The 23882-nt window shown below is 41.1% G+C and carries 21 protein-coding genes, 1 tRNA gene and 1 rRNA gene; 9 read left to right on the plus strand and 14 right to left on the minus strand.

Annotated features, from left to right (window positions below):
* Positions 1–23 precede the first annotated feature (23 nt).
* The 3 genes from AAG747_RS20075 to AAG747_RS20085 form a co-directional block, all read right to left on the minus strand.
* Positions 24–1250, minus strand: coding sequence for a FecR family protein (locus AAG747_RS20075; protein WP_346823008.1), 1227 nt, complete (start codon positions 1248–1250; stop codon positions 24–26).
* 143 nt (positions 1251–1393) lie between these two features.
* Positions 1394–1969 carry an RNA polymerase sigma-70 factor gene (locus AAG747_RS20080; RefSeq protein WP_346823009.1) on the minus strand — a complete coding sequence of 192 codons (576 nt, stop codon included), beginning with the start codon at positions 1967–1969 and terminating at the stop codon, positions 1394–1396.
* A gap of 634 nt (positions 1970–2603) precedes the next feature.
* Positions 2604–2677 (minus strand) — tRNA-Arg (locus tag AAG747_RS20085).
* A gap of 75 nt (positions 2678–2752) precedes the next feature.
* On the opposite strand from AAG747_RS20085, the gene AAG747_RS20090 reads away from it, so the two are divergent.
* The 3 genes from AAG747_RS20090 to AAG747_RS20100 all read left to right on the plus strand — a co-directional run bounded on the left by AAG747_RS20090 (position 2753) and on the right by AAG747_RS20100 (position 6358).
* The gene (locus AAG747_RS20090; protein WP_346823010.1) at positions 2753–3250 is read left to right on the plus strand and encodes a metallophosphoesterase family protein; all 498 of its coding nucleotides are present in this window, start codon (positions 2753–2755) and stop codon (positions 3248–3250) included.
* 580 nt (positions 3251–3830) lie between these two features.
* Positions 3831–4859 carry a GNAT family N-acetyltransferase gene (locus tag AAG747_RS20095; protein WP_346823011.1) on the plus strand — a complete coding sequence of 343 codons (1029 nt, stop codon included), beginning with the start codon at positions 3831–3833 and terminating at the stop codon, positions 4857–4859.
* A 329-nt stretch (positions 4860–5188) separates the two neighbouring features.
* Positions 5189–6358: a hypothetical protein gene (locus tag AAG747_RS20100; RefSeq protein WP_346823012.1), complete on the plus strand. Its 1170-nt coding sequence runs from the start codon at positions 5189–5191 to the stop codon at positions 6356–6358.
* Between the two features lie 64 nt (positions 6359–6422).
* Here the strand turns inward: AAG747_RS20100 and AAG747_RS20105 are convergent, their stop codons facing one another.
* The 5 genes from AAG747_RS20105 to AAG747_RS20125 all read right to left on the minus strand — a co-directional run bounded on the left by AAG747_RS20105 (position 6423) and on the right by AAG747_RS20125 (position 11791).
* Positions 6423–7463 (minus strand): T9SS type A sorting domain-containing protein, encoded by a 1041-nt coding sequence (locus AAG747_RS20105; protein WP_346823013.1) that lies wholly within the window; start codon positions 7461–7463, stop codon positions 6423–6425.
* Between the two features lie 567 nt (positions 7464–8030).
* Positions 8031–8786 carry an imidazole glycerol phosphate synthase subunit HisF gene (hisF, locus tag AAG747_RS20110; protein WP_346823014.1) on the minus strand — a complete coding sequence of 252 codons (756 nt, stop codon included), beginning with the start codon at positions 8784–8786 and terminating at the stop codon, positions 8031–8033.
* Between the two features lie 35 nt (positions 8787–8821).
* Positions 8822–9541, minus strand: coding sequence for a 1-(5-phosphoribosyl)-5-[(5-phosphoribosylamino)methylideneamino]imidazole-4-carboxamide isomerase (hisA, locus tag AAG747_RS20115; RefSeq protein WP_346823015.1), 720 nt, complete (start codon positions 9539–9541; stop codon positions 8822–8824).
* 57 nt (positions 9542–9598) lie between these two features.
* The gene (gene hisH / locus AAG747_RS20120) at positions 9599–10183 is read right to left on the minus strand and encodes an imidazole glycerol phosphate synthase subunit HisH (RefSeq protein WP_346823016.1); all 585 of its coding nucleotides are present in this window, start codon (positions 10181–10183) and stop codon (positions 9599–9601) included.
* Between the two features lie 270 nt (positions 10184–10453).
* A complete protein-coding gene (locus AAG747_RS20125) occupies positions 10454–11791 on the minus strand; it encodes an NfeD family protein (RefSeq protein WP_346823017.1) in 1338 nt (445 codons plus the stop codon).
* Positions 11792–12174: 383 nt separating this feature from the next.
* On the opposite strand from AAG747_RS20125, the gene AAG747_RS20130 reads away from it, so the two are divergent.
* The 3 genes from AAG747_RS20130 to AAG747_RS20140 all read left to right on the plus strand — a co-directional run bounded on the left by AAG747_RS20130 (position 12175) and on the right by AAG747_RS20140 (position 16659).
* Positions 12175–13254, plus strand: coding sequence for a LysM peptidoglycan-binding domain-containing protein (locus AAG747_RS20130; RefSeq protein WP_346823018.1), 1080 nt, complete (start codon positions 12175–12177; stop codon positions 13252–13254).
* Between the two features lie 137 nt (positions 13255–13391).
* Positions 13392–14546 carry a DUF3179 domain-containing protein gene (locus tag AAG747_RS20135; protein ID WP_346823019.1) on the plus strand — a complete coding sequence of 385 codons (1155 nt, stop codon included), beginning with the start codon at positions 13392–13394 and terminating at the stop codon, positions 14544–14546.
* Positions 14547–15087: 541 nt separating this feature from the next.
* A complete protein-coding gene (locus AAG747_RS20140; protein ID WP_346823020.1) occupies positions 15088–16659 on the plus strand; it encodes a BCCT family transporter in 1572 nt (523 codons plus the stop codon).
* Between the two features lie 89 nt (positions 16660–16748).
* On the opposite strand, the gene AAG747_RS20145 is transcribed toward AAG747_RS20140, so the two are convergent.
* The 5 genes from AAG747_RS20145 to AAG747_RS20165 all read right to left on the minus strand — a co-directional run bounded on the left by AAG747_RS20145 (position 16749) and on the right by AAG747_RS20165 (position 20996).
* Complete coding sequence (locus tag AAG747_RS20145) at positions 16749–17588, minus strand: SAM hydrolase/SAM-dependent halogenase family protein (RefSeq protein WP_346823021.1); 840 nt, start codon at positions 17586–17588, stop codon at positions 16749–16751.
* A 122-nt stretch (positions 17589–17710) separates the two neighbouring features.
* On the minus strand, positions 17711–18457 hold the full coding sequence (gene truA, locus AAG747_RS20150) for a tRNA pseudouridine(38-40) synthase TruA (RefSeq protein ID WP_346823022.1): 747 nt from the start codon (positions 18455–18457) through the stop codon (positions 17711–17713).
* A gap of 197 nt (positions 18458–18654) precedes the next feature.
* The gene (locus AAG747_RS20155) at positions 18655–19128 is read right to left on the minus strand and encodes an AP2/ERF family transcription factor (RefSeq protein ID WP_346823023.1); all 474 of its coding nucleotides are present in this window, start codon (positions 19126–19128) and stop codon (positions 18655–18657) included.
* A 323-nt stretch (positions 19129–19451) separates the two neighbouring features.
* Positions 19452–19925 (minus strand): Lrp/AsnC family transcriptional regulator, encoded by a 474-nt coding sequence (locus AAG747_RS20160; RefSeq protein WP_346823024.1) that lies wholly within the window; start codon positions 19923–19925, stop codon positions 19452–19454.
* 345 nt (positions 19926–20270) lie between these two features.
* Positions 20271–20996 (minus strand): 1-(5-phosphoribosyl)-5-[(5-phosphoribosylamino)methylideneamino]imidazole-4-carboxamide isomerase, encoded by a 726-nt coding sequence (locus tag AAG747_RS20165; RefSeq protein ID WP_346823025.1) that lies wholly within the window; start codon positions 20994–20996, stop codon positions 20271–20273.
* A 206-nt stretch (positions 20997–21202) separates the two neighbouring features.
* On the opposite strand from AAG747_RS20165, the gene AAG747_RS20170 reads away from it, so the two are divergent.
* From AAG747_RS20170 to AAG747_RS20180, 3 genes are all read left to right on the plus strand, one after another.
* Complete coding sequence (locus AAG747_RS20170) at positions 21203–21580, plus strand: hypothetical protein (protein WP_346823026.1); 378 nt, start codon at positions 21203–21205, stop codon at positions 21578–21580.
* A gap of 123 nt (positions 21581–21703) precedes the next feature.
* Entirely contained in the window at positions 21704–23032 is a 1329-nt protein-coding gene (locus AAG747_RS20175; RefSeq protein ID WP_346823027.1) for a DEAD/DEAH box helicase, read from the plus strand.
* 169 nt (positions 23033–23201) lie between these two features.
* Positions 23202–23759: a thioredoxin family protein gene (locus AAG747_RS20180; RefSeq protein ID WP_346823028.1), complete on the plus strand. Its 558-nt coding sequence runs from the start codon at positions 23202–23204 to the stop codon at positions 23757–23759.
* Positions 23760–23806: 47 nt separating this feature from the next.
* Here the strand turns inward: AAG747_RS20180 and rrf are convergent.
* A 5S ribosomal RNA gene (gene rrf / locus AAG747_RS29230) occupies positions 23807–23882 on the minus strand; the annotation flags it as partial.

Consider the following 23882-nt stretch of genomic DNA (forward strand, 5'->3'; position numbering starts at 1 on the left):
AAGGCGGCATTCAATTGATGTTCTTATTTTTCTGACTTTTTCAGTGTTTTTTTCGAAGAGATGATCAGTTGTTGATCTCTCATTTCAAATGTCACATTAGTGGTTGATTCAATAATATTCAATAAATACCCTAAGGAATGCTTTTTTAAGACCACTCCGGTGAAGGTCTTGTTTTTGATTGCCGAATCCATATACTTCGCCTCAAACCGGTACCAGCGCCCTAACTTGGTGATGATATTTCCCAACTTCTCTCTCTCAAAATAAAATTTCCCGTCTTTCCAGGAGGTATAGATATCCGTATCGACTTCATGTACCTCAATACTCTTTTGCGCTCTGTTATACACCCCCCTTTTTCCCGGTAATAAATCAACTCTTCCACCAAGCATATTGCTCGACATTGCTACATGTCCTTCTACCAAAGTAGTGGCTACTTCCCGGTCGTTGGCATAAGCTGATACGTTAAAAGAAGTACCCAACACGGCCACATCAACTTCCCGGGTATTGACAACAAATTGTTTGTGGTCTTTTACTACTTCAAAATAGGCCTCCCCTTCTAATTCTACCATCCTTTTCTCACCAACAAAGCGAGTAGGATATTTTAAGGTAGAGGCTGAATTTAACCAAACCTTTGTGCCGTCCGGCAATTGCAGTTGATACTCTCCTCCTATAGGCACAAACAGTGTATTATAACTGACCTCTACGGTACCAGACGAACTTCCTTCTTCTACAGACTCATAGGTCAACTGGTTATTTTTATTAATGGCCTTCACCCCATTATGCTGCACAATTTGTTGATCGGTATTTTCAAGATTCACCCTTTCCCCGTTAGGCAAGATGAGCACCGCCTGTTTTGATCCCGGCTGTACGTCTCCCAAAGCAGTAATCATAGTTGCAGCTTTCTTCTCTGTCCATAGCCTCTTCCCTACATATGTTCCTAAGGCAATTAAAAAGAGCACCGCCACATACTTTATCCACTGAGCATACAACCGCTGTACTTTTCCGGTTTTCGTTTCTTTTACCTTCTTCGTTAGTTGAGTTTGTACTTGCAACCAATCGGCATTTACATCGACTTTATCCAGAAAGTGTTGCCGGCTTTCCAGATTTTTTTTGTCTTTGACCTGCTCAAATAGCTGTTGGTACGCGTCAATTTCCAGCCAATGTTTCAGAGTTTGCTCTTCTTCTTCGGAAAGCGTATCCATTAAGTACTTGGCAAATAATGAGGGTAATATATCAGTGTCCTTTTCTCGCATCTTAGTGTTACGTTCATATTAAAAACACATGAACATTCAAAGAGGATGAATGCGAATACTTATTTTTTTATCGGGATCATCTTTGAGGGATGAAAAGCTTTTGAGAATCAATCGATTGCAAAAGTATAAAAAAGTATTTTTTTTTAAGAGAAAAGCTTCATTAATAGCAGTATATAAGCATAGTTATAATCTTTCAATAATTTCCGGAGTTCTTTCAGCGCATTGTACTTTAAGGTTTTTACCGTATTCACAGAGATATCCAATTCTTTGGCAATTTCGGTATTTTTCAAACCTTTCAAATTCAGTTTGATGATTTCCGCACTTCTCGGAGGGAGTTGCTGGATGGCAGCATTCAACAAGCGGTAGGATTCTTCTTCGATTTCAACATTGCGGGCAAAGAGCTCTGACTCCTTTTCGATTTGCTGATGGTGGATAGACCTGATTTTACGATCGCGAAGGTAATTGAGACTGGCATTTCTTACCATGGTGTAAAGGAAGGCTTTGATGGAAGAAACCTCCTGATATTCTGTCCTTTTTTCCCATAACTTCACAAACACGCCCTGTGCAATATCTTTTGCCACCCCTTCGTCTTCCACATATTTCAAGGCTACCATACACATAGAAGGGTAGAACATCTTGAAAACCTCTTCAAAATTGGAATACTTCTCTTTTACCTCCGTATGTACAACGAATTCTTTATTTTGGTTTTTGTTAGCCATTCCCTATAAACTTATGCTCATTCAGCTTAAGTAAAAAGGTATTTTCTTCTAATACCCTGTTGTGTCTGTTAATTCATAACAACCTATGTTTTAAAGTTACCCGAAAGCACCTTGAGCCCATGGTTGAATAACTTATACATCAAAAAGTAAAAATAAAGTTAAAATTTTCAAAACGAAGTGCTTTGGGATGACAAATCCACTCTCATGAATCAAAGAATCCGAAAATATCTGTACAGAGATGAAAAATAGTACAAGTAAACAAGGTATTCATATTTGGCAGGCTTTCGGTAACTAGAGGGAAACAGGCCAAAGTTTGAACTCACAAAGCCAAGGCATATCCATCAATAAACCTTGTCAAAGTACCGGACTTACCGATACATTGGATAAAACAACTACTTTCACCCCCCTATTTCCCTTGCTCTCCTCAAAAGGTTACTCTATGAGTTATTATTGAATACCGCAAGCGATATCTACCAGTGAACAGACTATAACCCACATCCTTTGTGGCCTGATACCAATTCTATTAACTGATGGAGTGGTTAAGGATTTAAAAACTAACCGAAGCTAAAAAATAAGAGAGCCTCCCAAGCAAATTGTCCGGGAGGCTCTCTGTTCACTTATCAAAGTCATTTAGTGCACGCGGAAGGACTCGAACCCTCAACCCTCAGAGCCGAAATCTGATATTCTATCCAATTGAACTACGCGTGCAGTTCGGTGTGCAAAAGTAGATAAAAATTTATTTTAAAAAAATTTTTCTTTCTTTGCTTCTTAAAAGAAAGCACTATGAAAAAAATAGGTCTTATTTCTGACACCCATAGTTACCTGGATCCTAGTGTATTAAAGTACTTTCGAGAATGCGATGAAGTATGGCATGCCGGAGATATCGGGGAGCTCACAGTCACCCGACAGATTGAAGAAGTCACGACTCTTAGGGCTGTCTATGGCAATATTGACGATACGGAAGCCCGGGCAACTTATCCGGAAAATCAAATTTTTGAATGTGAAGGCCTTAAAGTATGGATGACACATATTGGCGGCTACCCTCCCCGGTATACTACCAAGCTCAAAAAACAACTCGATGAAATCAAACCCGGATTATTTATATGCGGCCATTCGCATATTTTGAAAGCCATTCCGGACAAATCCAGACACTTATTGCATTTGAACCCGGGCGCAGCCGGCAAACATGGATTTCATAAAGTGCGCACGATCATGTTGTTTGAGATAGAAAAAGGGAAAATCCAAAACCTCCGGGTAGTAGAACTTGGCCCCAGGGCATAAAAAAATGCAACGATTGATTTTCGCTGCATCTTCTGTTTTTGGAGTAAGTAGCATTGTACTTATCCAACAATACCGGTGCTAAGAAGCTTACTTGTTCTCTTCAAAAGATTTTTTGATCGCTTCGATATCTACTTTTTTTATCACAGGTTGAAAATTCTGGCGTTTTATAGTCTTTTGTTTCGCGACAGCCCGCATCCGGTTTTTTAAAGATTTTCTAATTAATCTTGTTGAAGCCATTTTCTCAATTGTTTTTTTAATTTACGAACCGCAAAGGTAGGTTTTCCCAACATAAATTAAAATTATTTTCTCAGTTTCTTCGTCCCTTGCCTTCATCCGTCCTCCCTGGGATATTCATTGGAGAACGATCTTTCAACATTTACAAAATCTATTTACTTGAAAATCAACACAGACTTGTTTTAAATTAGCCGGTCAAATTTGAAATTTGCTATTTTCATCTGTAATTTGCCTCGAGGGCTTAGACAAAACCCAAAATTACCTAAAATAGAGGTACCTCCCCAAGGTCATCTCTTATTAACAAGGTAGTTTTCAGAAATACAAGTTCTACAGTAGATAAAGAAAAATGAATAAATTAAAGTATTCCAGATTAGACAGTGAACGATTTGGTTTAGTCATCCACCGGGCAAAACTGGATGAAATCGATGCAAAGGAAATAGTCGAACAAATCATTGAACACAAGATTGATACGGCTATTTTACGTATCCCGACCCAGCAACTTTCTTTTGTCCATAAGTTGGATAAACTGGCACTGCCCAACAGGATTACGGACACATTGGCCTACTACCACTTTGACCTGGAAAAGTATGAGAAAAAAGAGCTGATCAATCAGGATTTGGAGTTTAAAGTCGCTACTCCCAACGATCATGAAATCATCAATCAGATTGTCAGAGAGACCTTCGGTCAGTACGTAAACCACTACCGGATGAATCCTATTTTTGACAATGAGGCGGTGACGGAAGGGTATATGGACTGGATGCGCAGTTATGCGGAAGGAAATGAGGACCGGGTGTGTTGGTTGGTTTACCAGGCAGGAGAACTGGTAGGATTCGGCACGTTTAATTTCCAAATAGAAGAAAAGGTAAAGGGCATTTTGTACGGAGTAAAACCCAATAAGCGGGGAAAAGGGATTTTTAAGGATATAATGACCTATGCCAAAAACTATGCAAAGGACCGGGGCCGGAGCTATATGCGGGCAACTACCCAAATCGAAAATATACATGTACAAAAAGCCTGGACAAAGGAAGGATTTGAGTTACATCATACCGAAAACACCATCCATATCAATGCCCTGTTGTCCAAATCGGTATTTGATACATTCACAGTGCCTTTGGTACTAAAGCAGGAAGAGGCCAGCAGTAAAAAAGTATCCAACCGCTATATTCTGAAGCAAATCAATTATCACTTTGATTTCAGCCAAAATATTCTCACACAAAACCATCGCTTTGTCAATTTAAAACAGATGGCGTTTGAAAAGCCGTACACCCTTCATTTTTCTTTTCCGATTGGCAGCACCGGCTTACTTCAGGTAAAAGATGAAGAAGGAAATACCTATATGTTGGTTTATTTTGACCTGAAACATTTTTTGGCATAAACCCGGTTTGGGGAGTAAAAGGCAGACTGCCACTGACTGTCTGCCTTTATTCCCGGCAAGCCTTTCGATAGTATGGCTTTTTACAAAGCAGACAACCTACCCAAGCCTTTGGCTTATCTTTTGTACACATTGTTTTATTAGGAGCATTCCCTATTTTTTTTAAAATAATTTTGTTAAATTTTGTAATAATAAAATTAAGTTCTGACTAGAAATTTTTTCTACTTTTCCACCAGACTGTAATTCCAGATCCTATGTCTGCAAACTCTCAAACAACTAACCCTGAATCTAATAGCGCTAAAAGGAAAGTTTTACTTTTTCTAATAATAGGCTTGCTGTTCATACTTGTCGGTACGGTTATTTTTCTTTTCTTTCGTCAAAGTAGCCGTACCTCCGAACAACAATTAATTAGTGACTATGTACTGGCCCGCACCTCTCAAAGTATTCCCGACCAACTTCAACCCGGTAAAACCTACCAAGCTGCCATCTACGTGCCTATCCTGGAGCCTTCGGTAATGGAACTGGCCATGCAAAGTGTACATCACGACAATGACAGCCTGGAAACCCGGAAGGAAGAAACCATTCAAGAGTTGCAAGGTAATGTATCTGCGGTAGTAAAGCGCTTGAAAAGCCTGCAAAATAAGATACAACAAGCCCACCCTACGTATTTGGAATTAAAAGCATCTGTAGAAGCGGCCAATCAAAAGAAATTACAAAATGCGAACCCTGAGGTTGTACGACAATTCAAACGGGTGATCAATGCCAATAAGCGTTACGAGCAGAATTTTAATTTTTTACAAGAATTGCTGAGCAAGTCTATTGCTTATTTTGAAAGTTGGGCGGAGAATCCCAAACAAGAAAAGCCTCAGGAGAACTTCCCCGAACTCTTCCGGAATAATGAGCGGGAGTTTTCGCAGGTCAACCAGCGCATTGCCAAACGGTTATATTTATTTGAATACATTTATAACCAAAAAAGACATGAACTCAAAAACGATGAAATGGCCACCAAAGAGCTGGATGACTTTTATATAGAATTACAGGATTTTATGTATGATAAGGTGATTTTAAATGATGCCAACAAATACATACAACGCATTATCAGCCCTCACTTACCGGGCATCATTGAAGAAACGGAGAGTACCATTTCTCAAATTGACCTGCTCTATGAAATTGATGATTACCAAAGGAAAGGCAATATTTCTTTACAAAAACTAGAAGAAGAACTACAGGCTCTTAATGCCTTTTATGAAGCATCCGGCCTGACTTTCAACTCTCCTCTTACCATAGAGGCGCTTTCTTCACAAGATAACCCTCTCACACTAGTCACGGAGAATGCTTCTCAAATGGAAAGGGTGAATGCAAAGTATAAGCTCAAGGTACAAATAACAGCTCAAAACAGTGGCCACCATGAAGCCCCTTTGCGTTTATCCGGCTTGTTCAACAAGGGCAAGAAAGAAATCAAATTTGCCGATAAGCTGATCAAAACCGTTACGGTAGAATAAAAAAACCTTCCAGGTTTTGAAGGTTTAAAGAAGCCCAACTGTTTGGGTTAGCCAGCTTGGTAAATTATTTTTTTATCAGTTTTAAAATAAGAATTTTCTTGGCTGTTTCTACTCTTAAAAAGTATAACCCTTCGGGCAAATTTTCAAAGACTGTACTTTGTTGTACTTGCTGAAAAATAAGGGGAGGTAGTTGGCGCTGAGAGATATTTTTGCCTGTCTGATTGTACAATTTCAGGCATATGGGTAATTCCTCAGGGTTCTTCACTTCCAAGGTAGGTGGACCTGTAAACGGGTTGGGGTATAACCTGACGCCAAATTGCTGCCCGGGTACTACAGTAGCCACCACTACTTTACTGAAGGTCATTTTCCCATCAAAATCCAGCTGCTTTAAGCGATAATATGCGGTTCCCTGTACTCCAATATCTGTGAAATGGTAGTTTGAAAGCAACTTCTGATTGGTACCCTTTACAAAGCCAATACTGGTAAAAGGATCACCTCCTTCGCTTCTTTGTACTTCATAACCCCTATTATTTTCTTCATCTGTCGTTTGCCATTGCAACAAGACCCGGTCAGCATCCGCCTTGGCCGAAAAAGACAAAAAACGAACCGGTAAAGAGGCTTCTACAAAGGTGCCTTCCACCAAAATATTATCAAAACGGACTTCTTCATTCTGAGCATTACAGATCACTCTGATAAAAATTTGTAATGTATCTCCATTCAAACTGTCAACGGAAGGAGTTACAGTACCAAAATCACCGTAACGCTCAAACAATGCTTGCTCCGCTTCCCCATCAATGGAATAAAAGACTCCTACATAATTATTGGCTATTTCCAAATCTCCTTCTTCTTCCAAATTCATAGACAAGGAAATGTCTTGATGCGTTGAAATATCAATCCGCTCTGAGGTCCATATGGCTTGGCTATCCAAATCCGACCCTCTGAATTCTTCACTCCTAACTTCAAAGTAGTGGGCTGAAGTTTCATTCAAGTCAACCGAAGTCCAGCTGGTAGTACCGCTATCCGTAGTGGTTCCATCCGCCAAGCCGGAAAAATCTTCTACCCAAAGGGTATCTTGCCCCAAGGCCAAACGAGTCAGTAGGAGCAAAAATAAAAGGCAGAAAAGCCGAGGCACCACTGACAACATCTCATTCAAACGCATAAATATTAAAAACTCAGAGGAAGTATTAAACAATACCTTATAAAAGGTATATAAAAAACCCAGACAAGAGGAATTTTATTTATAGAGTTTGGAGTGCTTCTCATCAAGGTAATATTCTTGAAAGCCTTACTCATTCCGCTCTGCTCATTAAGAATTTAGAACTCTATTGGATTGCGCCAATTTCCCATACAAATCATCATAATACAGGCTTATTTTATACGATTGTATTTCCAAAGGTGCACTTCACAAAATGAATGCTAAACCACCACAAACTCGTAGAGTAAAAATATACCTGTCAGCTCCCGGATAAATACCAAAGTTTTTATGCAAGGATTCCCCAAGGCCACTGGGTTTCAATTGGCTTTTATGGTATTTGCTCCGGTTTTATGCAACATGGATTAGAAAAGGCTGGTGAGTATCGTCATGGAGCTTCATAGAAAAAACACAACACCCCCTGGCAAAAGGTAAATTAGCCAGGGGGTGCTTATTTTTTTAAATAGAAAAGAGGGTTCATTATACCCGCATGACAATTCCTTGATCGTTCAAATATTGTTTTAACTCGGGGATGGCCACCTCTTTAAAGTGGAAAATACTTGCCGCCAAAGCCGCATCCGCATCGTCATTTTTAAAGATTTCTTCAAAATGGGCCATATTTCCGGCTCCTCCGGAGGCAATCACCGGGATATTCAACAACTTAGTCAGTTGGCCTGTCAGTTCAATGGCAAAACCGTTTTTGGTACCATCGTGATCCATAGAGGTCAACAGGATTTCTCCGGCTCCCCGGGCTTCTACTTCCTTGGCCCAAGGAACGGTTCGCACCTCCGTAGCCTCTCTGCCTCCTTTTACATGTACGATATGTTCGCCATGGATGTATTTGGTATCGATGGCGACTACTACACATTGAGCCCCAAACTCATTGGCCAATTCATTAATCAAATCCGGATTTTTAATTGCAGAAGAATTGATCGAGATTTTATCTGCCCCGGCATTTAACAGGGCCGACACATCTTCGATGGAGCTAATACCTCCCCCTACCGTAAACGGAATATTGATTTCCCGGGCAACTCTCCGCACCAACTCCACCAGGGTTTTTCTTTTTTCCACCGTAGCAGTGATATCCAAAAACACCAACTCATCTGCGCCTTGTTCCGAATACGCTTTGGCCAGTTCTACCGGATCCCCAGCCGAACGCAAATCCACAAAATTGACACCTTTTACAGTTTGTCCGTCTTTTATATCCAAACAGGGTATGATTCTTTTTGTCAGCATGATAATAAAGCGTTATCAGTGTTTGATTCGGGTCTTTAGCTTCTTTTTGCTAATTCTTCCATCGTAATTCTTCTTTCGTAAATCGCCTTTCCGACTACTACGGCAAAGATGCCTTTTTCATCCAGTTGCTCTATATCTCCCATATCGGCCACACCACCACTGGCAATCAACTTCAATGCGGGAAACTCTTGTTGAATCTCCGAATACAAGTCCAAGGAGGTTCCTTCCAGCATTCCGTCTTTGCTAATGTCGGTACAGAGGATATACTCCACGCCTTTTTTCGTATAGGAATCGATAAAGTCCATCACAGGGATTTCCGATGTTTCCAACCAACCGCTAATGGCCACTTTCCGGTCGCGGGTATCGGCCGCCAGGATAATTTTATCCGGGCCGTATTCCATCACCCAGTTTTCAAACATCTCCCGGTTTTTTACTGCAATGCTCCCACAGGTAATCATATGAGCACCGGCATCTATCGCTCTTTTCAAATCCTCTTCAGCCTGAATCCCTCCGCCAAAGTCAATAATCAGATTTGTACGACTGGCAATTTTTTCCAACACCGGCAAATTCACAACATGTTTGACTTTTGCTCCGTCCAAATCCACCAAATGCAAGCGCTTAATGCCCACATCTTCAAAAGCCTTGGCCACTTCCAAGGGATCTTCGTTATACACTTTTTTGGAAGCGTAATCCCCTTTTGTCAAGCGAACACATTTTCCATCAATGAGATCTATGGCTGGTATGATTTCTATCATGTCAAGTATCTTTTATACAACTGCTCAAACCCGGCCGGGTTTAAGCCTGTTGGTTGATTATAGTTCGATAAAGTTTTTCAATATTTGGGCGCCTACCGTGCCGCTTTTTTCGGCATGAAACTGACAAGCGTAAAAATTGTCTTTGTGCAATGCCCCGCTGAAGTTCACCGCATAATCCGTTTGGGCAATGGTATGCTCACAAAGATCCGCACAATAACTATGTACAAAATAGACATAATCATTCTCCTTAATTCCTTGAAACAGGGGGCTTTTCAGGTTTGAAATTCGGTTCCAGCCAATCTGAGGGACTTTTTGGCCGGCTGCAGGAAAACGCTTTACCTTCGTATCAAATATACCCAGCCCTTGTGTGTTATTTTCTTCCGAATGTTTACACATGAGTTGTAAACCCACACAAATTCCCAAAACAGGCTGTTTGAGTTCTTTAATCACCCCGTCCAGTTGCTTGGACCGGATACTTTTCATTGCCGAACTGGCCTCTCCTACCCCAGGGAAAATTACCTTATCAGCACTACGGATAATTTCCGGATCGTCTGTCACCACGGGTTCAATCCCCAGTCGGTTAAAGGCATAAATCACCGATTGGGTATTCCCGGCATTGTACTTAATAATTGCTAACTTCATGGATACTACGAATTAGATCGAACGTTCAGATTTCCGTTTCTAAAAGTCAAAGTTAAGGAGGAATTGGAAGAAAATGGATTTTTAAATGAAAGAGGCGGGGTCTTTCCACCCAAAAATCAAAATAGTTAACTAGTAACCCACCCGTTACACCTTCAAAAGGGATAATTCTTTTACTGACGCGGTCAAATGTCCTTTAGCAATGGAATTGCCTTTGGCGAACGGAAATAATAAACCCTCCGGGCTTCGACTTTCCGGAGGGCTTGGAATATGCTATTCGGCTTTTTTTACTTTTAAAGAGGTTCCTTTTTGGGAAACCACTACAATATTTTCCCCCTTGTCAATAAAATTCCCCCGGGTATAGGCATCGTACAATTCATCTTCAATCATCACTTTTCCACTGGGGCGCAATACGGTATAGGCCGTACCTTGTTTTCCTTCCAGATCCTTACCTTCATTGAAACTTGAAGTATACCCGGACTCTTTATCCAAGGTGTTGGCGAGTGCCACGCGTTGAAAAAACTGTGTATTTCCAATCCGGCTTGCTCCGAAAAACATCAGTATCACCGCCCCTAAGGTACCGGAAAGTGTAGCGGTAAGTGCTCCCAATACCCGCTCCATCGGCACAAAAGTGAAGTCGAAGAAGTCGTTGTTCAACATGACCAACACCAAAGAAGCTAAGGTGAGTACTATCCCGGAAATACCGGCAATGCCAAAGCCCGGGATCACGAAGATTTCAGCCCCTATCAAGGCCAAACCGATTACAAAAATTAAAATTTCCCAATTCGCTGCCAGGCCATTGAGGTAGTGCGGAATAAAATATAAAACCACGGCTATAGTCGCTGCGGCCAAAGGGAAGCCAATACCCGGTGTTTGGAGTTCAAAATAAATTCCTCCGATAATCACTAAAATCAAAATACCACTTACAAAAGGATTGAGCACCAAAGCAATGATTTTTTCGGTAGCATCTAGTTCAAATTTCACCATTTCGTAATTTTCAATCTTATTGGCAGCGAGCACATCTTCCAGTGAGTTGTAAATGCCTTCGCAAAACCCATGCTCCTGCGCTTCGGTAGCGGTGAATGTCAGCACCTGTCCGGCCTCGCTAACGCCCTCCACTTCCAGGTTTTCATCGACCATGGCTTCCGCTATTTTGGGGTTTCTCCCATTGGCTTCTGCCGTAGAGCGCATCATCGAGCGCATATAAGATTGATACTTATCCGGAGCCTTGGCACCGTCTCCTCCCATCACTACCGTAGCAGCTCCAATATTTGCTCCCGGTCGCATATAAATACTATCCGAGGCAATAGAAATCAAAGCCCCGGCCGAAGCCGCATTGTTGTTAATAAACACGTACACAGGTTTTTCATATTCCAGAATACGCGTCCGAATGTCATCCGCATCGTTCACAGCTCCTCCATACGTATCCATATCAATCAGTACGACATCCGCTTTGATCTCCGTTGCATGATCTAAGGCCAACTCTACGTAACGATTCATCCGGGGATCAATATCGTTCCGGATTTCCATTACCAACACTTTTGTAGGAGACTGTGCATAACTCATGCTCCACATCAGGCACAACATCCATTGGACTAAAAGTACTTTCATAAACGTATCCTAAGTTTCTATTTGAAAAACATTACATTGCCAAAAATAATCTTTATATTAAATCCCGAGGTAGGAAAAAAAACAATTTTCTGTGTGCCTATGGTGGGTAGGCTTCCAAAATTCGGAGATTGAACGATTAAATTCCCTCAGTAGGAAAAATTCACTGACAAACTCTACTGATAGAAACCTACAGGAATGATACCTTTACTTTACTTTTGTAAGTAAGTATAATCATGGCAACCTTTCACCTAATGACTCATGAAAAATGCCCCACTCCGGATTTAGGCTGTATTGTAAAATAGTGCTATTCTATTCAGTTAGACGAAAGATATAGTATTAATTTGTTATTTTCGGCTGTTCGGGAATTAAACTAACAAAGAATTATGAAAACGCTTATATTTTTAACAGGATTATTCTTATCGTTTCAATCAGGCTTCGCATTTCATTATCCTGCGTACCCCACGACTCCTGAAGATTCTGTAGGAGTAGAAAGAAAAAACAACCGAACGTTTATCCTTTACAAAATAGAACCGGGAGAAACGCTGTTGTCTATCAGCCGGAAATATGGCGTTACCCTCCGGGAAATCCAAAAGGCAAACCCCAATGCTAACCTGAACCCTATTAAAATTAACCAAATTATTCGTATCCCACAATTGGACGATCTCGATAGAATCGTCCGGAAAGATCCGGGACTACGGGAATATATAGTCAGAGAAGGAGACAACTTGTACAAAATCGCCCGTAAATACCGCATGAGCGTCACCGACTTAATGGAATGGAACCGGTTGTCATCGGAAATTATCACTAAAGGGCAACGCTTAATTGTGGGCCAAAAAACGCAAAAAGCCACCACGGTCTCTAGCCATACCGATGCCCGCTCCCCCATTTACCACACTATCCAACCCGGAGATTATTTATACCAACTTTCCAGAAAATACAAAGTCTCTTTTGATAGCCTTCGCATTTGGAACCAACTCTCAAATACGGATAATATTCCTTTGGGACAACAACTGATTGTAGGTTTTGAAGGAGAGGGTACCCCAGTCCTCGCTCAGGAAGCAGAAGCATATTACAACCAACCTGCCGTAGCCTTGTACGATCAGACGTATGACTCCCTTGCTACCAACCCCGCACAGGTAGCAGCTGATACTTCTTTTTCCCTGACTAATTTTTCGAACACCGCCCCCGAATACAGACAAGAAAAGGGTGTGGGGGCTATCATAGCCGGCACCAGTCAAAATACCAGCAAAGGCCTGGCTTTACACCGTACGGCCGATATCGGATCGTACATCAAAGTGACCAACCCCAACAACAACCGCTCGACCTTGGTGCGGGTGATCGGACGCATCCCTCCCGTGGATTCGGATATTCAGATGATTATCAAAATCTCCAAACCCGCAGGTATCCAGCTAGGCATTGTAAATGAAGCAAAATTCCCAGTGGTGTTGGAATACAACCAATAAGCTGTATTTACCGATCTATCCGATTGCATCCGGTTAGATTGGGGCCTCACAAGCAAAGGCGGTAAATGCATCTACAGATGAATTAGAAAGAAAACAAACAACTTTAACTTTACACTACCTTATAACTAATTGTGTTCATGTCGAGAAGAATTGTAGCGATTATTCTATTATGCAAATGCCTGGCAGTAAGCACTCTGGCCCAGGTAAACTATGCCCATGTAAGTCAATCCTGGAATACCAATAAGAGCAAACACCGCATTCCTTTTTATGATATAAAGTCCATTTTGCCTCGCGATGCCATCCAACCTATTTACCAACCTGCTTTCTGGAATAAAAGAGAAGCGGAAGGAAAGTATAAACCGGAAGAGCCAGTCGTTATCGTACAAATTGGCAATATGATCAAAGCTTATCCACTGGGAGTATTGAGCTATCGCAATGTAGTGGTGGATAAACTGGCCGGCACTCCGATTTTAGTAACTTATTGCCCCTTGAGCCATTCCATCATGGTCTTCGATCGTAAAGTGGAACATGACGGCCGTTCTAGCGAACTGAAATTCGGCACTTCGGGGATGCTCCGCAAAAGCAATACGGTACTTTGGGATCATCAAACGGAAAGTTGGTGGCAGCAATTAACCGGTGAATGCCTGGTGGGAGAATACGCAGGAGCACAGTTAAAAGCCCTCCCCTACAGCCTTGCGACCTATGGTGAATTTATTGAGCAAAACCCCTTTGGCAGAGTACTCGAAAAGTCTCAGGAGGTGCATTTTCCCTATTCCCTATCTCCGTACTACGGATACGATAACCCGGAAAAAGTAAAGCCAGTCTTTTTTGACGGCTATCCCAGCCAACGTTTACCTTCGATGGAAAGAGTCATTCACTTTAACATGCATGGGAAAGAATTTGCATACCCTTACCGGGAAATTGCCTCCCGTGGCGTATTAAATGACATGCCAGGGGATAATTTTGTGGTGTTATTTTTCAATGAGGAGGTCGTTTCCACGCTTGATGAAAAACTCATAACAGAATCGAAAAAAAGCGGAGCGATCAATGTTTTTTCCACTTTTAATGAAGGTAACCCCTTAACTTTCCGTAAAGAAGGCAAGCGTTTTATTGACAATGAAACGCAATCTGTCTGGAGCAATACGGGAAGATGCCTGGAGGGTGACTTAAAAGGCAAACAACTCAAACCGGTAGTCAGCGGAACTCATTTTGCCTTTGCCTTATTGGCCTTGATTCCCGAATGCCATATTTACGGAGAAACAGAGGTAGAAAACAACATCAACCCTAAGTAATTGCCAAACGCCTTGTACTCTTCGAATACAGGGCTTTTTAGTAATATTCAAGCTTCCTTATCACGCTGTGACTCTAGGCTCTATAAGGCTGTAAACCGGGCCAGATTATGACTTCCCTTGTTTTTTGAGTATCTTTGCAGCTATTATTATCCAGACGACTACTTCAACATGTTCTTATTTTCTACGATTTTAAAAGTTAGTTCTACTGGTAACATCATTAGCAGAATCATATGTGAAGACAGAAATTTAGCTAAAAATATCACTCCTCCGTAAGTTTTTACAACCCACATTGGAACACCCAAAAGTTGAGTTGTGTAGCATCGAATAATCAAGATATCCACTACACCAAGATCCTCTTTTTACAGGCTTTCGGATCACTGTCAATGACAGTGTTACGGGACGGGCTCATCATCTGTTATTATTATTGTCCAGCAAACACTCAACGGCTTACATACATTATTGCTGCATTCCCATTGCCATAGGGACCAATGGGTCAGTCTTTACACATACAAGGGAAAAATCAATCAAGAAATATAGTATTATGGGAATTAGGCATACGAGAAGCGATGAAAAAACTTTTTTAGGCATTAAAGCAAACGGCCCGGTCTTTATCACCTCACTTTTAGTCATCTTTATTTTGGTCATAACCACTCTCCTCGTAGGGCAACCGATGGAGCTTTGGTTTAAAGATGCAAAAAGAATAGTGTCCAATAACTTGGGCTGGCTCTTTATTTTATTGGTCAATGTCATCTTACTATTTACCTTATATTTGGGTTTTAGCAAATACGGTAATATCCGCCTGGGAGGAGAACAAGCCCAACCCGAATTCTCCAAGGGGGGCTGGTTTGCTATGCTCTTTAGCGCAGGGATGGGAATCGGCTTGCTGTTTTACAGTGTTGCAGAACCCATTACCCACTTTGGCGACAATCCTCTGGCGAACAATGATATCGCCATCGAAGCTGCCAAATCGTCCATGGGGATCACCTTTCTTCACTGGGGGGTACACGCTTGGGCCATTTACGCCATTGTTGGGTTGGCCTTGGCCTTTTTCACCTTTAACATCAAACTTCCACTTACCATCCGCTCTATTTTTTATCCGCTTTTCGGCAATAAAATTTACGGATGGGTAGGCGATGTCATTGATATTGTTTCTGTCATTGCCACGATTTTCGGCCTGGCTACTTCCTTGGGTATTGGCGTACAACAAATCAATGCAGGTTTACATCACTTGTTTGGTATACAGAACTCCAATTTTGTACAACTCGCTTTAATCGTCATTGTCACCTCTATTGCCACGTTGTCATTGATATTAGGATTGGACAAAGGGATTCGTATTTTGAGTGAATGGAATATGCGCCTGGCCTTGTTGCTTATGTTATTGGTCATCGTCATCGGCCCCACCGTATTTCTCTTCAAATCCTTTGTTCAAAATATCGGCCATTACATTTCCGAGTTTTTCGAATTGAGTTTCTGGACGGAATCCTATAAAGGCATTAACAAAGAGAAACATTGGCAAAATACCTGGACGGTATTCTATTGGGCCTGGTGGATTGCCTGGTCTCCGTTTGTCGGTTTGTTTATTGCCCGTATTTCCAAAGGAAGAACCATCCGTGAGTTTATCTTTGGCGTGCTGTTAGTACCTACCTTGCTCACCTTTCTATGGATTTCGGTATTTGGCGGTACAGCCATCTATCAAGAACTTACCCATTCGGCCAATTTGATAAAAGCTGTCAATAGTGATATCGCGACTGCCATCTACAAAATGCTGGAGCATCTGCCTTTTTCGTTCTATACGTCATTGCTTACGGTGATCTTGGTGACTAGCTTTTTTGTAACATCTTCTGACTCCGGCTCCATGGTAGTAGATACTTTGACTTCCGGAGGCCGGCACGATGCCCCTGTCGGACAAAAAATATTCTGGGCCTCTATGGAAGGAATTGTAGCCGGTACTTTGTTGGTTGGCGGAGGACTGGTGGCCTTACAAACAGCCGTCATTTTGACGGGATTGCCTTTTGCCATCATTTTGGTTGTCATGTGTTTTAGTTTGTATAAATCTCTTCAAGACTATTATGAAGAGCGGATACAAAAAAAGCAAAAACAACCTACCGCTTAACAGTAAGTAGAAAAAAGCACTTTCCGGGTTTTGGTAAAGAATCATACGGCCCCCCGGTTAAAACCAATACAGGGTCCTTTACCAAAATTTTATACTTGTAAACGGATAAGCCAGTCGGCACCGGGTTTGATGGCATATGTTTGGGCAAAATCACCTTGGTTTAAAGCTATTCCTACCTGATACACCGAATCGATATACAATAGAGGGGCATTTAACGGAACGTACCCATAACTTTTGACAAAGGGAATTTCTTCTGCAAAGATTAACTGTCCCCGGTGAATAATTTCTACCTTGACAAGGGGTTGTTGTTTATCCGTTGTTAAATCAAGAAGAAACTCGTCCGGAATATTTGTCACCACATTACCAAAAGGCTGTTCTATTTTCATCACCAACCCTTCAATAAAACCTTGTAAGAAGCGTGCCGGTTGGTAGGGCAATTTTTCAAGAGGGCGCTTTACCACTGTCCCCACTTTTTTAAAACTAATTTTACCTGCGGCTAATTTTGCTCCTGTATAGGCATAAATATCCCTTCCATGAAAAGTATGCGATTGTTTGGAAGCGGATAAGCGATGTTTACGTTCATCTATTTCCCGGGCCTCCCGGATACCCACCTGTTCTTCAATAAATGTAAAGGTCCCGTTATCCGGACTGACCACATAATGCCCGCTTTCCGTTTCTGCCACTAAGGAGCTTCTTTGCGTTCCTACTCCGGGATCGACTACGGAGACAAAAACAGTTCCTTTAGGCCAATATGGTAAGGTACCGGCCAAAACCTGCCCGGCACTCCATACATCAAACGGCTTGATTTCGTGAGTAATGTCAAATATCCGTATTTCCGGATCCACTTGCAAAGCAACTCCTTTCATGCTTGCGACAAAGCGTTCTTTCCAGCCGAAATCAGACATAAATACTAAAGGATGTAAAGCCATTCTTTATTTATTTTTTTAAAGAATAATAACTTTATTTCTTGGAATCTTCCATACTCCTTCTTTATTCTTCACCCTCCTATACAAAAAGATTAACAATCTTTCCGGATTTATTCCTCATGATTTTAATCCAGCCAAATATCATCAGGATACACTACCTCACATAAATAAAGTCCATGTGCCGGCACCAATGCTCCTGCATTGCGGTTGTTTTTACTTTCGATGATCTCCGAAAATTGTTGCACGGTAAGTTTTCCTTGTCCCACTGCCAATAAAGTACCTGTTAGCATTCTTACCATTCCCCTCAAAAAACGGTTGGCCCGAACAGTAAAAACCAAGCCCGTATCACTTTCTTCCCAAAAGGCCTGGTTGATTTGACATAAACAATGTTTTGCGCTGGAATGTGCCTTACAAAAAGCCTCGTAATCTTCGTACTGAGATAGAAGTTGGGCTGCTTGGTTCATCCGATTCACATCTACTGCATACAACAAACGGTGAGCTAAACCTTGTAAAAAAGGATTTTTTGCTTTGGTAATATGATATTCATATTTGCGACTTAATGCATGATAACGGGCATGTGCTTCCTCTTTTACCTTTCTGAGGCTGTATACAGCGATATCATTGGGTAAAAAAGAATTGATTCGATGCAAAAAATGCTTTGTGGCTACTTCTTTTGATACATCAAAATGTACAAATTGCTGCCGGCAATGAACGCCCGTATCGGTCCGTCCACTGGCTGTTAACTTCACCTCTTCCCCTAAAAGCTTACTGAACGTATCTTCTAATGTTTCCTGTACAGAAAGCGCATTGGGTTGTATTTGCAACCCATGATAATTAGCTCCATGATAGGCTATCTCTGCAAAGTATCTCAAAACAACTCTGTTTTTAGCTTGTTAATCGTACTTTGCAAAGATAAGTCATTATCTCCCTTTCTTTTCACAAATAGTTTGTCATCCTGTTTTTTTTCATACAGGCTTCTTTCTATTTCTAGAAATGGTCGATGATGAATAGCCCAAGAAGTTCGCGATGGAAGTAATAGGTTTATGAGACAGGAAACTCCTCCATGAAGTTAAGGCTCTCGGTGATTCCAAAACCGTTTATATGACTCTTTATCATAGGCTTTGGCCGCTTCTTCTTCGGTGGGAAATACGCCCAAGTATATCCTTTCACCCTTGTCATATAACACGGCCCTGTATTTTTTACCGTCTCTTGACACGCCACGGTACCCCTGAGAAGCCGTCTGATGTCGCCGGAGATTTGCCATAGTGGTCCATTCCAGATTACCGATCCGGCAATCCAGTTTATTGCTATTTTTCATCCGGACAAATAATTTTTTCTCAGAATCTGGTTTCTCAGCAAACTGGTCGGCTAACAGTTTATGCATGTACAAGGTATTTATCCGGTTAAAACGAGTAAACTGTAAGACAGCATAACCAGCCGAATGAATACGCCACCCTTTGTCCAATCGGTTTTTCTTTAAAAAACTAAAACCTTTTCTACACAGTTTTACTTTCTTATCCGAGTTTATTAGTTCGATATACATAATAAAGATAAGGTATAGATTATGATTTTTGAGATTTTGTAGGCTTAAATTGTATTACAAAAAGTAGGTAGTAACGAATAATGTCCAAAAAAGTGTAATATTTAGCCTCGATAGAATAGAAAGTCAGGTTACTTGAATACTATTCCAACAATTATTTACACAAAAAAGTTAATCGACTTATCTTTAGGCAGATAGGTAGGCACGTCAATGATAACGCTTGAACTACCTGGTATAAAAATACCAACTAGCTTGTATATTTACAAGAAAAACAAAAAAAACTTACTTGGAATATAAAAAGAGGGGGCCCACACGAAGTCGTACACTTATGGAATGGGCACTGCTTTACTGTCTTTGATGGTAGATAATACTACCATAGATTGCAAATCATCGATCTCTTCAATCTCACTGATTTTATCTAAAATAATATGTTGGTAATTTTCAATATCTTTTGCAACGACTTTTAAAAGATAGTGACTGGAACCGGTAATATGATGGCACTCCACTACTTCATCAATAGCATTGATTTTCCGGATAAACTCCTCATTATTAGCTTTGTTATGTTTGGAGAGTTTTACGTGAATAAACGTAGTAACGCCCAAGCCTAATAAACGGGAATTTAGTTTAGCATGGTAGCTTTCAATCACTCCGGAATTCTCAAGTTTTTTTACCCTTTCCAAGGTCGGGGCTGGAGATAAATCAATATCTTTTGACAGTTGAGCATTCGTGATTTTGGCATGTTTCTGTAAGATGTTCAGGATTTTTCTATCGGTACCATCAATCTTATGAGAATCACTCATGGCCAGAATATTTTGAGTATCTAAAAAAATTATGCTTATTCTAATTCTATTTATAATATAAATAAAAAGTTTGGCATTTAAGTTTACATGAGGCAAAAAATTTTGTTAAAAACCCATTATAGGAAATTCATTAGTTTTTACAAAGAAAGCCATTTTTTTCTCATCCTGCTACACAATTCCGATTTTTGATTTTTTCCAACCCCTCAATACTTGCATACAAATACATACCAGAAAAAGTATATACTATAATTTTAAAACGCTAACAGGGCATTTCATGAAAAAAACCGGTAGTTTTCAGGAAACGACCGGCCATTGTTGCTCTTGCTGTAGAAACGAACGCTCAACTCAGCGACTTTGCAAGTGTTCGATCTCTTTTAATGAGACCTTACCTTCATAATACGCTTTACCAATGATTACCCCATGTACACCCAGTTCTTCTAACTTATGGATATCCGCTACCGAACTTATGCCTCCGCTGGCAATGATCCGTAATTTTGGAAATCGCTGAATGAGGGATTGGTACATACCAAAGGCAGGACCTTGTAAGAGGCCATCCCGACTAACATCCGAACATTTTACATACAATACACTGCGCTGGTAATAGTAATCCACAAAATCCATTAAGTCCAGATCCGTGGCATTCTGCCAGCCACGTACCCTTATTTTTCCGTCCATGGCATCGGCACTCAAACAAATTTTATTCCGTCCGAAAGAAATCAGCCAAGAAGCAAAAAGGTGCTTGTTATAAATGGCTAAACTTCCCACAGTGACCGATTTCGCGCCATACTCGTAAACTTTATTGATATCTCCATCGGTATTGATCCCCCCTCCAAAGTTCACCTCCAGGTCGGTATGTCCTGTAATGAGTTCTAAAATATCATAGTTAATCACTCTGCCTTCCAAGGCTCCGTCTAAATCGATAAGATGTAATTTTTTAATTCCATGGTCCTCAAATTTCTTTGCGATGTCTATCGGACTTTGGTCATAAACCACTTTCTTGTTGTAATCTCCTTGCTGCAGCTTCACACACTTTCCTTCGATTACAGAAATGGATGGGATAATTTCTATCATACTCTGTGTTTTTTGGTCTTTTGTGTATAACTCTATTTCCAAAAATACAAGAATTCGCTTAAATTATCGCCTTGCCGAAAGCATTATTTCCAGGAAGAGAAGAGGTACATTTCACTAAAAATCAGAATGTAAACATAACTCAACGCCTCCCGGCTCATTTTGGAATTGTCTTTGCAACATACCTACCTAAACTAACAAACTATAACATGACAATACTCTCATTACAACGTGTCTGCCTGCAGGTAGTTCTTTATGGTTTCACTTGCGCCTTACTGTTCAGTTGTGCCAGCCAATCGCACACAAGCAGCAACCGGTCCTCTCAAAACAGAAGTAGCGCTTTATCTTCTTCTGATAAAAAGGCGAACTCGTCCCCTAAAAAATTAAAGTATAGTAAGAAGATGGGCAAGGTCAACTCATTGGAAAATGAGCATTTGGCCAAGGCTCAAAAACTGCGAAGAAAACGGGCCAAACAGATGGATAAACCCCAATACAGTAACCCAATGTATTTCGGGCATAAAAAGAAACCTAAAAAACGCCCCCTGGGAAAACAAAAGCTATGCAAGGAATGTGGGATCCGGCATTAAACCCAAGAGAGGCTAGAAATATCACAAAGTTGAAAAACCCTTTCCTGATCTCCGAGTCATCCTTCCGGAAACCTATTAACTGTTCTATGGAATGACTACCTTTGCAACAAATCAATACAAGTTATGGCTGAAGTACAACAAGGGTTTGATCAATTTAAAATCAACAAGCAGCTAATCAATGCGATTCAGGATATGGGATTTCAAACTCCCACTCCTATACAAGTTAAGGCAGTGCCATTGGCTTTAGCCGGGCACGACCTTTTGGGCATAGCGCAAACAGGAACAGGAAAAACCGCTGCATTCTTACTGCCTATCATCATGCGTATTAAATATGCCCAGGGGCAGCACCCTCGATGCCTGATCATGACCCCTACCAGGGAGTTAGCCATGCAAATCAATGAACACCTGGCAAGCTTGGCAAAATATACGGATATCCGTCATACTGCCGTATACGGGGGAGTAGGTCCTACTAAACAAATTGAAGCGATTCAAGAAGGCATCGATATCTTGGTAGGTACTCCCGGGCGGATCATGGACATTTACCACCGGGGAGAACTTATTTTAAAAGATATTAAAATCATGGTATTGGACGAAGCCGACCGGATGATGGATATGGGCTTTATGCCACAGATCAATAGTATCTTGGAAGTGATTCCAAGCAAGCGGCAAAATATGTTGTTTTCGGCCACTATGCCTGAGCAAGTATTAAGGCTTTCCGAGGATTTTTTGGAATTTCCCGAACGGGTAGAGGTCACTCCTCAGGCTACAACTTCCGAAATGGTGGAACAGGGGCTGTACTATACACCTAATCTCGGAGTAAAGAATAACCTGCTTCTTAAGCTTCTGGAAAACGAAGAAGAATTTTACCGAGTGTTAATTTTCACCCGGACCAAGGGCAATGCCAATAATTTGTATAAATTTTTAAGTAGAAAGGCAAAAGGAGAAATCAGAGTTATCCATGCGAATAAGGCTCAAAATACCCGGATTAATGCCATCGAGGCATTTAAAGCCGGAGAGGTACGGGTATTGGTTGCTACGGATGTGGCGGCCCGGGGTATTGATATTAGTATGGTGAGCCATGTCATCAATTTTGATGTGCCTTTTATGCATGCTGACTACGTGCACCGTATAGGCCGTACGGGCAGGGCATCCAATGCCGGGATTGCAATTACCTTTAGTAACGAGGCTGAAAAATATCATATCCAAAAAATTGAACAACTTATCCGCTCCAGTATACCTGTCTTGGAAATCCCTGCAACCGTGGAAATCCCCGAGACTCCTTTTGAAGAAAGACAGGACATAGCCCGGCAAATCGATCTGCAAAAACGCAAGGAGGACCCCACTTTTCAAGGAGCTTTTCATGAGAAAAAGAAGAAAAAATTCACTACTTCCAAAAAGGGTGGAACGGGAAACAAAGGTAAATTTTCCAACCATAAGAAAAGAAAGCGTTAAAACCCACTTTCTCTCTCCTTCCATTTACCTGAAAGTTTGAAGGAGAGGGTTCCTTTTTTTCCTCACACACCCTCTTATCCCCCAATTCTTTCGTATTCTGCCCCTCAGATATATTTCTACATTTATGTTTATTTTTGTTTGGATATCAACATTCAAACCATCATTCATTATGGCAGCAACACCTTCAAATATGCTCGAACTAGGAACCATAGCTCCTAACTTTACACTTTTTGATACCGTTTCAGGTAAAAATCTTTCCTTACAAGATTTGAAGTCTGAGAAAGCCACTGTTATCATGTTCATTTGTAATCATTGCCCTTATGTAATTCATATAAATGAAGAGTTGGTCAAATTGGCAAATGAATACCAGGCCCAAGGTGTTTCTTTTATCGCAATCAGTTCCAATGATGTAGAGAACTACCCTCAAGATGCACCGGAAAAGATGAAAGAAGTAGCAGAAACTTCAGGATATCCTTTTCCTTATCTGTATGACGAAACGCAAGAAGTTGCAAAAGCATATTTAGCAGCATGTACACCCGATTTTTACCTCTTTGACAAAGATTTAAAATGTGTATACAGGGGTCAGTTAGATGATTCGAGACCCAAATCCGGCATTCCAGTTACCGGAAAAGATTTGAGAGCCGCTATAGATGCGGTATTATCCGATGGGGCTATACTAGCGAATCAGCGACCGAGTCTTGGCTGCAACATCAAGTGGCGGGGGTAAAAAAAAAAGCAGCCTATCTTGAGATAGGCTGCTGTAAAAAAAGACAAGACTGGCGATGACTTACTCTCCCACCTGTTACGGCAGTACCATCAGCGCGACAGGGCTTAACTTCTCTGTTCGGAA

The organism is Rapidithrix thailandica, assembly GCF_039710355.1.
Taxonomy (GTDB): Bacteria; Bacteroidota; Bacteroidia; order Cytophagales; family Flammeovirgaceae; genus Rapidithrix; species Rapidithrix thailandica.